This is a genomic window from Rhodococcus sp. NJ-530 (genome assembly GCF_003860625.1).
Taxonomy (GTDB): Bacteria; Actinomycetota; Actinomycetes; order Mycobacteriales; family Mycobacteriaceae; genus Rhodococcus_F; species Rhodococcus_F qingshengii.
The window spans coordinates 1,493,623-1,505,803 of sequence record NZ_CP034152.1 but is presented as its reverse complement, the minus strand read 5'-3'; the positions used below and the strand labels follow the sequence as shown (position 1 = coordinate 1,505,803).

Annotated in this window: 13 protein-coding genes; 5 read left to right on the top strand and 8 right to left on the bottom strand. The window is 63.0% G+C overall.

Annotated features, from left to right (window positions below; translation table 11 throughout):
• Window positions 1-7 precede the first annotated feature (7 nt).
• Window positions 8-664: a methyltransferase domain-containing protein gene (locus tag EHW12_RS06985; protein WP_042452162.1), complete on the bottom strand. Its 657-nt coding sequence runs from the start codon at window positions 662-664 to the stop codon at window positions 8-10.
• 240 nt (window positions 665-904) lie between these two features.
• Between EHW12_RS06985 and EHW12_RS06980 the strand changes: the two genes are divergently transcribed.
• Complete coding sequence (locus EHW12_RS06980; RefSeq protein ID WP_007726787.1) at window positions 905-1,846, top strand: DUF808 domain-containing protein; 942 nt, start codon at window positions 905-907, stop codon at window positions 1,844-1,846.
• Here EHW12_RS06980 and EHW12_RS06975 read toward each other — a convergent pair.
• Window positions 1,843-2,796 (bottom strand): YafY family protein, encoded by a 954-nt coding sequence (locus EHW12_RS06975; RefSeq protein WP_125050442.1) that lies wholly within the window; start codon window positions 2,794-2,796, stop codon window positions 1,843-1,845. The two genes, EHW12_RS06980 and EHW12_RS06975, sit on opposite strands and share 4 nt — an antisense overlap.
• A 64-nt stretch (window positions 2,797-2,860) precedes the next feature.
• Between EHW12_RS06975 and EHW12_RS06970 the strand changes: the two genes are divergently transcribed.
• Complete coding sequence (locus EHW12_RS06970; protein WP_039972744.1) at window positions 2,861-3,325, top strand: pyridoxamine 5'-phosphate oxidase family protein; 465 nt, start codon at window positions 2,861-2,863, stop codon at window positions 3,323-3,325.
• Here the strand turns inward: EHW12_RS06970 and EHW12_RS06965 are convergent.
• The 3 genes from EHW12_RS06965 to EHW12_RS06955 form a co-directional block, all read right to left on the bottom strand.
• Window positions 3,315-4,244: a cation diffusion facilitator family transporter gene (locus EHW12_RS06965; protein WP_007726784.1), complete on the bottom strand. Its 930-nt coding sequence runs from the start codon at window positions 4,242-4,244 to the stop codon at window positions 3,315-3,317. The genes EHW12_RS06970 and EHW12_RS06965 overlap by 11 nt on opposite strands.
• Before the next feature lie 91 nt (window positions 4,245-4,335).
• Window positions 4,336-5,481, bottom strand: a complete 1,146-nt coding sequence (locus EHW12_RS06960) for an FUSC family protein (protein WP_003944297.1) — start codon at window positions 5,479-5,481, stop codon at window positions 4,336-4,338.
• Complete coding sequence (locus EHW12_RS06955; RefSeq protein ID WP_007726781.1) at window positions 5,468-5,884, bottom strand: DUF3151 domain-containing protein; 417 nt, start codon at window positions 5,882-5,884, stop codon at window positions 5,468-5,470. Before EHW12_RS06955 ends, EHW12_RS06960 begins: the two co-directional genes overlap by 14 nt.
• 125 nt (window positions 5,885-6,009) lie before the next feature.
• Between EHW12_RS06955 and EHW12_RS35810 the strand changes: the two genes are divergently transcribed.
• Window positions 6,010-6,870, top strand: a complete 861-nt coding sequence (locus tag EHW12_RS35810; RefSeq protein WP_125050441.1) for a nuclear transport factor 2 family protein — start codon at window positions 6,010-6,012, stop codon at window positions 6,868-6,870.
• Window positions 6,871-6,949: 79 nt separating this feature from the next.
• Here EHW12_RS35810 and fbaA read toward each other — a convergent pair whose 3' ends face one another.
• Window positions 6,950-7,987, bottom strand: a complete 1,038-nt coding sequence (gene fbaA, locus EHW12_RS06945) for a class II fructose-bisphosphate aldolase (RefSeq protein ID WP_007726777.1) — start codon at window positions 7,985-7,987, stop codon at window positions 6,950-6,952.
• Between the two features lie 181 nt (window positions 7,988-8,168).
• Here fbaA and EHW12_RS06940 point away from each other — a divergent pair, with 181 nt between their 5' ends.
• A complete protein-coding gene (locus EHW12_RS06940) occupies window positions 8,169-8,906 on the top strand; it encodes a VTT domain-containing protein (RefSeq protein WP_003944390.1) in 738 nt (245 codons plus the stop codon).
• A 29-nt stretch (window positions 8,907-8,935) separates the two neighbouring features.
• Window positions 8,936-9,598: a DedA family protein gene (locus EHW12_RS06935; RefSeq protein WP_003944306.1), complete on the top strand. Its 663-nt coding sequence runs from the start codon at window positions 8,936-8,938 to the stop codon at window positions 9,596-9,598.
• An 11-nt stretch (window positions 9,599-9,609) separates the two neighbouring features.
• On the opposite strand, the gene EHW12_RS06930 is transcribed toward EHW12_RS06935, so the two are convergent.
• Both EHW12_RS06930 and EHW12_RS06925 read right to left on the bottom strand, forming a co-directional pair.
• On the bottom strand, window positions 9,610-10,737 hold the full coding sequence (locus tag EHW12_RS06930; protein ID WP_073513556.1) for a GTP-binding protein: 1,128 nt from the start codon (window positions 10,735-10,737) through the stop codon (window positions 9,610-9,612).
• 44 nt (window positions 10,738-10,781) lie between these two features.
• Window positions 10,782-12,134: an LLM class flavin-dependent oxidoreductase gene (locus tag EHW12_RS06925; protein WP_058038543.1), complete on the bottom strand. Its 1,353-nt coding sequence runs from the start codon at window positions 12,132-12,134 to the stop codon at window positions 10,782-10,784.
• Window positions 12,135-12,181 lie beyond the last annotated feature (47 nt).

Sequence of the window (12,181 nt, the reverse complement as noted above, 5' to 3'; positions counted from 1 at the left end):
TCCGACATCAGTGACCGAGTGCCGTCCATTCGGGATCCGGCTTGCGCGCAACGACCCGAAACACGATTCCGCCCCGGCCGCTGCGCTGCACCTCGTCGATCAGGAAACCGGCGTTTTCGAGGTATTCAACCGGTTCACGGGTGAGATGATCGGCACCGAACCGAACAAAAAGCGGTTCGACGACCTTCATCAACGTACGAGCAACAACGTTCTTGCTCGGTCCGTGCTCGGCGAGGACGAATCGACCACCGGGTACCAGGACTCGAAATGCTTCGTTCGCAACTCGGTCCGGATCGGGGATCGTGCAAAAGGCGTAGGTCGAGACCAACGTGTCCACGCACTCGTCGGGAACATCGAGTGCTTGCACGTCTCCGAGTCGTAGGTCGACTTCGGTCTTCACTCCCTCGGAGACCTTGAGCCTGGCCTGATCGAGCATCGCAGTCGAGATGTCCACGCCGATGACGTAATCGACGTCGTCTCCGTAGAGAGGCAGGTTCAGTCCGGTACCCACGGCGATCTCGACCACGCGGCCATGCGCCTGGTCCACGGCCCATTTCCGGGCGTCACCGAGCACAAAGCGTTCGAAGCGCCCGATCTGTCGGTCGTAGTGCGCCGCCATTGCGTCGAAAGTCTTGGCGACCTGTGCAGTGTCTGGTTCACGCATAGTGCCCCGTTTCGATCGATCTTCTGTGCAGTCTTACACGCGGGCACCGGGTCGGGAAGACCTTTCGTGACGAAGGGCAACCGACCTCGCGAGGTCGTCCCTGACGGATGCCCCCGGTATCGTTCCAGGTGACCTGACCTCACCTACGACGATCATGGATAGAGACCTCGTGCGATCAAGTAACTGCGTCACCGGTTCGGTCCGGCCACCTTTTTCCACTGATTCCACTGGAGGTCTGTGATGGCCGGCGGACTCTTCGCCCTGCTCGACGACGTCGCAGCCCTGGCTCGCATGGCTGCCGCCTCGATCGACGACGTTGCCGCCGCAACCGGTAAGGCGACCGCCAAAGCGGCCGGCGTGGTCATCGACGACGCAGCCGTCACGCCGCAGTACGTCCGTGGGCTCGCAGCCGAACGCGAGTTGCCCATCATCAAGCGCATCGCCATCGGATCGTTGCGCAACAAGCTGCTGATCATCCTTCCGATCGCTCTGCTGCTGAGTCAGTTCCTCCCCTGGCTGCTGACGCCGCTGTTGATGGTCGGCGGCTGTTACCTCAGCTACGAAGCGGTTCACAAGATCTGGGGTGCAATCTTCGGCCACGGTGACCACCACGAGGCCGCTGACGAGCATCCTCGCGACGAAGAAGCAGTGGTTTCGGGCGCCGTCCGCACCGACCTGATCCTGTCCGCCGAGATCATGGTGATCGCACTCAACACCATCGCAGGCGAAGGCTTCTGGAGCCGATTGGTGATCCTTGCCGTCGTGGCGGTCGTCATCACCGTGGTCGTCTACGGCGTCGTCGGACTGATCGTGAAGATGGACGACATCGGATTGAAGATCGCCGAGACGTCGTCTGGCTTCACCCACAAGGTCGGCCGAGGCCTCGTTCGCGGCATGCCTCACGTGATGTCAGTGCTCTCGGTCGTGGGTACCGCCGCGATGCTGTGGGTCGGTGGCCACATCCTGTTGGTCGGCATCGACGAACTGGGCTTCCACCCGCTCTACGACGCCGTTCATCACGGCGAAGAAGCAGTCAGTGACATCGCCGGAGTCGGTGGCGTGCTGGCGTGGATCGTCAACACACTTGCCTCGGCAGCACTGGGCCTGGTGGTTGGCGCCGTTATCGTCGCCGCTCAACTGGGTATCACCCGCATGCTCGCAAAGCGTTCTGCGACGGCTTAGCTGTCGTGCCCGTGGCGGAGCACCATCTGCTCCGCCACGGTGCGTATCCCTTCACGCAAAGACGAGGGTTCGAGCACCTCGACGTCGGCTCCCAGCCCGATCAGCTGCGAGAGCGCGACAGCTTCGCTCTCGAGTTTCAGCTCGGCACTGACCCATCCGTCGTAGTCCTCTGGCCCCACTTCGACTGCAGCGGCAAGCTCGCCCACCACATCGGGGAGCCTGCGCCTCCCCTCGGGCGACAACCGCACCCGACACTCGAAGCGAAGCAGCGACCGGTCGAACTCGGCCATCGACGCCGCCCACCACGACGGCAGGTCGAAATCCACCGGCCGAGTGAACGAATCATCTTCTACCACGGCATTTTTGATGCGCCCGACTCGAAACGACAGCGTTCGACCGTTCATCCCCGCCACCAGATACCAAACACCGGCTTTGATGACCAGACCCAGCGGATCGACCGTCCGCTCGCGATCGCGATAGGCGAAGCGCAGTCGACGCGAGTCCAGCACAGCGGATGTGACGATCGGAAGCGCAGAGATGTCGTCGACGCCGCCGAACCAACCCGGAACGTCCACGAGAATGCGGTCCTGCCACAGTCGTGCACTCTCGCGCAGGGGACCGGGCAGGGAGCGGAGCAGTTTGGCCCCCGCCGAACCGACGGCGTCTGATCGTCCGAGATCTGCAGCGATGGACGGCACACCCAACAGCATGAGTGCGGACGTCTCGTCGTCCGTCATGCCGGACAACTTGGACTGCCATCCGTCGAGCAGACGGATGCCACCACCGGGGCCGCTCTCGGTCCAGATCGGCACACCGGCAGCCGACAACGAGGCCACGTCGCGGTAGATCGTCCGCACTGACACACCGAACTCGTCGGCCAACTGCTCGGCGACGACGCCGCGACTCCCCTGCAAACGCAGCATGAGTTGGAGTAACCGCGCGGATCTCATGGACCGAACATTACCGAGAATCACTGACAGAAGTTGTCAGGAATAGGGGTGCACAATGACCGTCATGGTCACCTGGAAGCAGTTCTCCGAAGAAGTACCCGCTCTTGCCGACGCGGTCCAAGCACGATTCAAAGCCCACAAGCATCACGTCCTCGCAACGCTGCGCAAGGACGGTTCACCACGGGTCAGCGGCACCGAAGTCGAAATCCTCGACGGGCGTCTGGTGCTCGGTTCGATGTTCGGCGCACTCAAGGCGAAGGACCTCATCCGTGACGGGCGCTACGCCCTCCACAGCAATCCCGGCGAACACACCATGGAGGGCGGTGACGCGAAGATCGCCGGAATCGCACGCGAGGTGACCGGCGACGAGTTCGAAGCCGTGCTCGCAAGCTACACCTACGAGGTTCCGAAGCCTCTGCACCTCTTTGTCCTCGACATCGACGAGGTGGTGCACACGACTGTCGACGACGAACACATGTATGTCGACCTCTGGAAGCCGGGCAAGGATATCACCCGCTTCACCAAGTGACGTTCTTCTCGCAGTGCTCTCCGTTGGCACACGATTCCACCTGGACGGTGGCGTGGGAAAGACCGTGACTCTCGAGGACGGTGCGCGCGGATTCCAGAACATTCGACGAATTCGCGTCACTGGTCAGGTGGACCGTGGCGACATCCATGCCGGTGGTGAGAGTCCAGACATGTAGGTCGTGGACACCCATCACGCTCGGCAGCGCCGCCAGGTCGGCCTCGACCGCTTCGACGTCGACGTCGGCCGGCGACGCCTGCGTCAGAATGCGCAGCGATGCTGCGGCCAGTTTGATCGCACGCGGCACCACCCACAGCGAGATGAGAACACCGACGACGACGTCTGCCCACGTCCAGTTGAACAGCAGGACAAGGCCACCGGCGATCAGAACGCCGACGCTACCGACGGCGTCGGCAAGCACTTCGAGGTAGGCGCCACGCACGGCCAGGCTGTCCTTGGAATCGCCGCGCAGCATCAGCATCACGACGATGTTCGCGGCCAGGCCGGCGGCCGCCGTGATGATCAGGGCGCCGCCCGGGATCTCGGGTTCGTTACCGATGCGGCCGATTGCCTCGTAGAAGACCCAGGCGGCGACGGCCAGCAGCATCACCGCATTGGCCATGGCGGTCAGCACTTCGGCGCGGTGCCAACCGAAGGTCCTGGCCGCGGTGGTGCTGCCCCTCTTCGCGAGCAGCAGCGCCGTCAGTCCCATGGCCATACCCACCACGTCTGTGAGCATGTGACCGGCGTCGGCAAGCAGAGCCAACGAGTTGATCAGGATGCCGACCGTGGCCTCGAGCACGAGGAACGCAACGAGGATCGCAAGCGCGATCGCCATTTTTCTGATGCGTTGCGGTGACGGTCCTACGCCGACCGAATCTGCTGCCGAGTGGCCATGTGAATGACCGTGCCCTGCTCCCATTTGTCCTGTTCCCTCCCAAGTCCTTCTCAGAGCATATGCATACATTCGCATACATACAACGAGTTGCTCAGTGAGCGGGAAACGGCAGAGGTCAGTGATCCGGCTCGTAGGCGGGATGAGGCACGGTGGGCGGCAGAGTGGCGATCGACGAGATTCGCTTCATGCCCGCGACCTGCAACAGGTCGACGACCAGCGATCGAATCTGGGCGAACACCACCGTCGAGGACAGGCCTGCGTTCTCCACTATCGCCGGTTTCAGTTCCTTCGCCACCGAGCGCAGGACGCGCGCTGCTTCGGCCTGATCAGGCTGCTCCCCCGGCTCCGCCAGGATCATGTCCTCGAGAACTTCGACGGCTTTCGACAAGCGCTCGACCTGAGCCACCAGACGCGGATCGAGGATCTCGTCGTCCCTGACCAACGTCAACGAACGACGCGCGAGCACTCGAATGTTGCGCATCGCGTTGTCGATGGGATCGGCTGTCGCCATGAGCCTTTCGAGGCGAGGCCGACTGTTCCAGTACAGCGGGGAGATTCGGCTGATCTCCCTCCCGCCGAGAAGGTTACTGCGCAACCCGTCGATGGCACCCTGAGTTGCGCGCGCCTTCTGCAGTGCCTTCACGATCGGGTCCGGGTCATTCGCGACGAGGCCGTCTGCCACCAATTGCAGTACCTCGGAAGCTGTTCCGAGGATTGATGCAGCATCCTTGCGCGCGCGTCGTACCGGGTGGGTGGGGATGATCGCGACCACCGCGATACCCACCAGACCACCGACAAGGGCATCGATCATGCGATCGGGACCGCCGCTGCCGCCCGGCGGGATCAGCGTCGCCACCAGCACAGCCGAGTTTCCCGCCTGCATGGAGAAGATCGGCCCGCTGTTGAGAAGCACCGCGACGGACATCGCCAGCACGACAACCAAACTGATCTGCCACGGTCCGCTCCCGATACCGGAGATGATCAGATCACCGATTCCGATACCGACCGTGACTCCCGCAACCAACTCGAACGAGCGTCGTAGTCGTGCACCCAACGACAGACCGAGCGAGACCACAGCGGCAATCGGCGCGAAGAACGGCGCGTGGTGCCCGATCACCGTGGTGGCAACCCACCACGCCAATCCGGCCGCCAAGGCACATTGAATGATCGGTAGCGCCGACGTCTGAAGCCGACGCACCGATTTGCGAGCCCGGTCCTTGATGCCGGCCCGGCTCGGACGGAAACTGCTAACCGAGGCCAAGCGCTTCGGCGGCGTTGGGATCGCAGTCTTCGAGCAGATCGAGGCAACGCGCGTACTCGTCGGCTTCGCCGATCGTCTTCGCGGCCTTGGCCAGGACTGCGACGCAACGCAGGAAACCACGGTTCGGTTCATGGCTGTAGGGCACGGGACCGAAACCCTTCCAACCGTTGCGACGCAGTTGGTCCAGTCCGCGGTGGTATCCGGTACGCGCGTAGGCGTAGGCCGTGATGGTTTCGCCCTTGTCCAGGGCAGCCTCGGCCAGGTAGGCCCACGCAATGGAGGCAGTGGGGTGGTCGGCCGCTACCTGGGCCGGTTCAGCGTGGTTGAGCAGTGCCGATTCCGCGTCGTCGTCGCCGGGAAGCAGAGTGGGCTTGGGTCCGAGCAGGTCACCGAATTGGGTCATGCGCTCATTGTGCCCGCTACGCCTTTCTGCCACAGGACCGCCTCGCCGACGGTCGGAGTTATGCAGGCTACATACCGGTCGTTACCCTGACATGGTCATTGCTGCATAAGACCGAAGGGTTACCCGTGCCGGACTCGAAAGACGACAACTCGAAAAAGAGCGCAGCACCGAAGGGTGCGCCCGAGAAGTCGGCCCCGACCGAACCTGCGACTGTGGCGATCCAGAAGACAGACAAGGCCTCGAAAGCGGACGGCGACGCCAAAGCTGCCAGCGCACCAACCGTCGCGATCCCCAAGGCAACTCAGGCACCCACAGCAGCACCGACACCCCAGCCCAAGCCGGAGCCCGCCACCGTCGCGATTCCGAAAGCCGCGCAGCCGACACCACCACCACCACCCCGGCAGGCTCCGACCCCACCACCACCGCAGCGCGCTGCGCCTCAACCGCAGCAGCGCGCCGCGCCTCAACGTGTGGGTGTCGCAGCGACCCCACCGCCGGCTCAGCCGATGCCGACTCGCATCGAGCCCGCCGCGCCGGAGAAGACCAAGCGCAGCGGCAAGGGCTGGTACATCGCGGCAGCAGCGGCCGGCGTCGCCGTCCTCGCGGCGATCGGCGTCGCCGTATTCGTCTCGTCCAACAGCGGTAGCGGTGAAAGCTCACCCGAAGCTCAGGTCCAGACCGCCATCTCGACGTACGTCGACGCTCTGCAGACCGGCGATCTGGCAACACTGCGAACGTCGACCTGTGGGGCGTTGGGCGAGTACTACCGCACCATTCCCGACGCAGCGTTCGCGCAGGTCCACGACAATGCCGTCGCGCAGAAGACGATCCCGCAGGTCGGAGCCGTCGACGCGGTGCGCATCACCGACGACACCGCGATCGCTCAGGTCCAGGCAAGTTTGCCGAGCACGGGCGAGCAGTCGTGGCGCACGTTCGACCTCGAGCGCCAGGACGGCACGTGGAAGGTCTGCGATCCCAGCAAGTAGGTACCTGAACAGAAAATGCGCGCCGGGGAGAATTTCGCCGGCGCGCATTTTGTTCTGTGAAGCGCAGTTGTGAAACCGATCAGCCTGCCGACACCGAGCGTCCGGCCGACTTCAGGTCGTTGCACGCCTCGACGACGCGAGCCGTCATGCCGGCTTCGGCCTTCTTGAGGTAGCTGCGCGGGTCGTATGCCTTCTTGTTTCCGACCTCGCCGTCGACCTTGAGGACGCCGTCGTAGTTGGTGAAGAAGTGTCCGGCGATCGGACGGGAGAACGCGTACTGGGTGTCGGTGTCGACGTTCATCTTGACGACGCCGAAGTTCAGCGAGTCCTCGATCTCCGACTTCAACGATCCCGATCCACCGTGGAAGACGAAGTCGAAGGGCTGCGAACCGGAAGCCAGGCCGAGCTTGGCAGCGGCGACCTTCTGGCCCTCTTCGAGAACCTCGGGCTTGAGCTTGACGTTGCCCGGCTTGTAGACGCCGTGGACGTTGCCGAAGGTGGCGGCAAGGAGGTACTTGCCCTGTTCGCCGATGCCCAGAGCATCGACCGTCTTCTCGAAGTCTTCGCTCGAGGTGTAGAGCTTGTCGTTGATCTCGGCTTCGACGCCGTCTTCTTCACCGCCGACGACACCGATCTCGACCTCGAGGATGATGCGTGCAGCCTTCGAGAGGGCGAGCAGTTCCTTGGCGATGGCCAGGTTCTCGTCGATCGGGATAGCCGAGCCGTCCCACATGTGCGACTGGAACAGCGGGTTACGACCGGCGTCGACGCGCTCCTGCGAGATCGCGAGCAGCGGACGCACGTAGGTGTCCAGCTTGTCCTTCGGGCAGTGATCGGTGTGCAGCGCGATGGTGACGTCGTACTTTGCCGCGATCACGTGTGCGAACTCGGCGAGCGCAACAGCGCCGGTGACCATGTCCTTGACACCCAAACCGGAACCGAACTCGGCGCCGCCCGTCGAGAACTGGATGATGCCGTCACTGCCGGCGTCCGCGAAGCCCTTGATGGCTGCGTTGATGGATTCGGAGCCGACACAGTTGATGGCGGGGAAGGCAAAGGAATGCTCCTTGGCCCGACCAAGCATCTCGGCATAGACCTCGGGAGTTGCGATAGGCACGGCGGGAGTCCTCCATATACGTGTCGTTCGGAGCGCTCGGCGATGTGAAAGCGCTTCGTGTGGTCCTAGCAGTATGGCAAGTCCGACTCGTCACGTCTCTTTGCGGTCTCGGCCCGCCGCCACCGACGCGATGACCTGCGGTGGTGGGAAACACTCAGATTCGGCCGGTACTCTGGCCACCGTGAATGTGCAGGCAGCAACTGAATCCGTGACGAACCTGGCCTTGCTGCCCGGCTTCCTCGATCCCGTGAACCTCTTGAATTCCTTCGGAACGTGGGTTCTGGTGGGATTGCTTCTGGTGGTCTTCATCGAATCAGGCCTGCTGTTTCCGCTCTTGCCCGGCGATTCGCTCCTCTTCACCGCAGGGCTGATCGCGGCGTCCAAGTCCACCGAGATCGAACCGTTCGCGCCGCTGTGGGTGCTCCTGGTGACCATTCCGATCGCCGCGATTCTGGGTGACCAAGTCGGGTTCTACATCGGCGCCAAGGGCGGAACTGCCCTGTTCAAGACGGACGACGCGCGGTTCTTCAAGAAGAAGTACATCGACGAGTCACACGCCTTCTTCGAAAAGCACGGCCCGATCACCATTATCCTGGCTCGGTTCGTGCCGATCGTGCGTACTTTTGCTCCGGTTGTCGCCGGCGCTTCGAAGATGAAGTACTCACTGTTCCTGACGTACAACATCGTCGGCGGCATCCTGTGGGGTGCCGGCGTGACTTTGCTCGGCTACCTCCTGGGGCAGATCGAATTCATCCGCGACAATGTCGACTACATCTTCATCTTGATCGTCCTGGTGTCGGTTCTGCCGATCGTCTTCGAAATCGGGAAGCGAATTCTGGCGTCGAGACGTGGTGAAACGGCGAATACTTCCACTACGGACAATTCGACGGTGACAGTCCCCGAAGACCCCACCCCCTGATTGCAGAACGAGGCGAAGAACTGACGACGATGACGCTCGCATCCGGCAGTTTCTCCCCGCTCGAGACTGCCGGGCCTCTGTTGGTCTGGATCATCGTCGTCACGTTCGTCTTCATCGAGTGCGCGATCATCCTCGGGTTGTTTCTCCCCGGTGATTCGCTTCTGATCACAGCCGGAATCGTTCTTGCCGGCCACGAATCCGGCGCGGGCCACGTGTGGGCGTTGTCTGTCGGTGCGATGATCGCGGCCATTGCCGGCAACCAGGTCGGGTACGTCATCGGCCACCGGACCGGCAATCACATCAAAGCCCGTAAGGGCGGCAAATACTTCACCGAGAAGAACCTGCACCGCGTGAACATCCTGTTGGAAAAACACGGGTTCTGGGCGGTCCTGATTGCTCGCTGGGTTCCGTGGGTGCGCACCCTGTGCCCGATGGTCGCGGGCGCAGCCAAGATGAACCACACGCGCTACACCATCGCGAGCACCATCGGCGCGATCATCTGGGCGCCCGTGCTCCTGCTGCTCGGTTTCTACGGTGGCTCGTTCCTCGATCGCGTGCCGTGGTTGCTGCCCGCCGTGCTGATCGTGATGATGGTCAGCTTGGTCATCGGTACTGCGCTGGGAATCTGGCAGTACCGCAAGGAGATGGCCCGACCGGCCGAAGACGTCGAGGTCGAAGAAGTCCTCGACTAGAAGCTGACTGCTCAGTGCAGGTGTCCCTGGTCCCACGCCGGCAGCGGGTCCTCGTAGCGAGTCCATGCCCGCGGTCCTTCGCGTAGTTCGTCATCGGTCAGCAGAGCCGGATCGAGGATTCGTGACGGCGCCGCCGGGTCCAGTTTCACTCCGATGAACACGATCTCCTGCCCTGGCACCTCCGCCGCCGACGCCCACAGCTGAGCCGGTTCGATGACGAGGTTGGGGCCTGCCTGCGACCAGATCGCGGCGAACTCGGGCCGACTGGCGATCCAGCAGAATCCCTTGCTCCGCAGGAGTCCGGCGAACTGACCGAGCGCGGCCTCGAGTCGCGCCGGATGAAAGGGTCGCGAGGCGCGGTATGTGACGCTGCGTATTCCGTATTCCTCGGTTTCCGGGGTGTGCCCACCGGCCAGTTCCTCGTCCCAACCGGGTACCTGCGCAGCAAGTTCCGGGTTGTAGAGACCGGTTTCGAGGACACGGTCGAGGGTGACGTTGCCGTGATCTGTTCGAATCAGTTGAGCGGTGGGGTTGAGCCTACGAAGCGTTGCCTCGACGGTTCCTGCCGCCCGCGGGCTCACCAGGTCGGTTTTGTTCAGCAAGATGACGTCGGCGAACTCCACCTGATCGACCAGGAGATCGGAGATGCTGCGTCCGTCCCCCTCCCCGGCTTCGAGGTTGCGCTCGTCCAGTCGTTCGCCTTTTGCCAGTTCGCCGAGGAAGGTCGACGCGTCCACCACGGTCACCATGGTGTCGAGCTTCGCGAGCGAGCCGAGGCTGAAACCGTCCTCGAATTCCCAGTCGAAGGTGGCCGCCACCGGCATCGGTTCGGAGATGCCGGTGGACTCGATCACCAACTGATCGAACCGTCCTTCTCGCGCGAGAGCGCCGACGGCGTCGATCAGATCCTCACGCAGCGTGCAGCAGATGCATCCGTTGGTCAGCTCGACCAACTTCTCTTCCGTGCGGTCGAGATGACCCTGGCCCGCGACGAGGGCCGCGTCGATGTTGATCTCGCTCATGTCGTTGACGATGACGGCGACCCTCCGGCCATCGCGATTGGCGAGAATGTGGTTGAGGAGTGTGGTCTTGCCTGCGCCCAGAAATCCGGACAGCACGGTTACCGGTAGCTGCTTCATTCCTTAATGGTAACCATTGTCATTATCGACAGCAGTGGGCGGGCCTACTGCACTGCAGAGGCACTACCCGAGAACTGGCTCTCAGGCCTCGGCAAACCGAAATGATCACGAAGGGTCGTACCCGAGTATTCGGTCCGGAACAGACCGCGATCCTGCAGGATCGGGACCACACGCTCGGTGAAGATCTCGAGTCCACCCGGGTAGTACGGCGGCATGACGTTGAAGCCGTCAGCAGCACCGCTGGTGAACCACTCCTCGATCGTGTCGGCTACTTGCTCGGCGGTTCCGGCAAACACCCGGTGCCCGCGCGCACCCGCCAATCGATGAAGGAGGCCACGAACCGTCGGACGCTCGCGCTCGACGATGCCGGCGATCACCTGCAATCTGCTTTGCTTGTTGTCGGTGACATCCCCTGCAGCCGCGAACAATTCGACAGGAACCGGTGCATCCAGTTCCAGATTCCGAACATCGGCCCCGGTGAGTGCACCGAGTTGCGCGAGGCCGTACTCCGGCGAGGTCAACTCGTTGAATTCTCGCTCGAGCGCCTTGGCCTGCTCCTCGGTGTCACCGATGAACGGGCTGATTCCGGGCAGGATCTTGACGTGGTCGGGGTTACGCCCGAACTGCGCAGCCCTCGACTTGATGTCGGTGTAGAACGCCTGCGCATCGGAAAGTCTCTGGTGCGCTGTGAAGATCGCCTCCGCATACTGACCGGCAAACGCGCGACCGTCGTTGGACGCACCGGCCTGCACCAGCACCGGGTATCCCTGCGGAGTTCGCGGTGCGTTGAACGGTCCCCGCACCCGCAGATGCCGCCCGACGTAGTTGATCTCGTGAATCTTGTTTCTGTCCGCGTAGATTCCGTTCTCCCGGTCCAGACTGATCGCGTCGTCCTCCCAGCTGTCCCACAACCGCACCACCGCGTCGACGAATTCCCTTGCGCGCGAATACCGGTCCCCGTGATCCGGGTGCTTGGCCAGCCCGAAGTTGGCTGCCGCCAGATCCGTACCCGTGGTGACGATGTTCCACCCCGCGCGTCCGTTCGAGATGTGGTCGAGCGAGGCGAACAGCCGAGCCAGGTTGTACGGCTCGTAGTACGTGGTCGACGCCGTCGCGATCAATCCGATTCGCTCGGTCGCCACTGCAATGGCCGTCAACAAGGTGATCGGCTCCAATGTCCCTGCGGGACCGTGCTCGACGTCGCTGCGCAACGCGGGACCGTCGGCGAAGAAGATTCCGTCGAACTTCGCCGCCTCAGCAGTGCGAGCGATCTCCTGGAAATACGTGACGTCGAACAGACGTTCCGGGGTTGTCCAGGGATGACGCCACGCCGCTTCGTGATGACCGGCGGGGTGGATGAACGCGTTGAGGCTCAGTTGGCGCGGAGAATCAGACATGCTTGAATGCTGGCAACTGCCGCCGCAGTCCGACAGGGTTAGGGTTC

What these genes read in the sequence shown, in the direction of transcription:
- EHW12_RS06975 (WP_125050442.1), bottom strand. Translation starts at nt 2,796, where the DNA reads ATGAGATCCGCGCGGTTACTCCAACTCATGCTGCGTTTGCAGGGGAGT.
- EHW12_RS06935 (WP_003944306.1), top strand. Translation starts at nt 8,936, where the DNA reads ATGACGCTCGCATCCGGCAGTTTCTCCCCGCTCGAGACTGCCGGGCCT.
- EHW12_RS06980 (WP_007726787.1), top strand. Translation starts at nt 905, where the DNA reads ATGGCCGGCGGACTCTTCGCCCTGCTCGACGACGTCGCAGCCCTGGCT.
- EHW12_RS06930 (WP_073513556.1), bottom strand. Translation starts at nt 10,737, where the DNA reads ATGAAGCAGCTACCGGTAACCGTGCTGTCCGGATTTCTGGGCGCAGGC.
- EHW12_RS06925 (WP_058038543.1), bottom strand. Translation starts at nt 12,134, where the DNA reads ATGTCTGATTCTCCGCGCCAACTGAGCCTCAACGCGTTCATCCACCCC.
- EHW12_RS06955 (WP_007726781.1), bottom strand. Translation starts at nt 5,884, where the DNA reads ATGACCCAATTCGGTGACCTGCTCGGACCCAAGCCCACTCTGCTTCCC.
- EHW12_RS06970 (WP_039972744.1), top strand. Translation starts at nt 2,861, where the DNA reads ATGGTCACCTGGAAGCAGTTCTCCGAAGAAGTACCCGCTCTTGCCGAC.
- EHW12_RS06965 (WP_007726784.1), bottom strand. Translation starts at nt 4,244, where the DNA reads ATGGGAGCAGGGCACGGTCATTCACATGGCCACTCGGCAGCAGATTCG.
- EHW12_RS06985 (WP_042452162.1), bottom strand. Translation starts at nt 664, where the DNA reads ATGCGTGAACCAGACACTGCACAGGTCGCCAAGACTTTCGACGCAATG.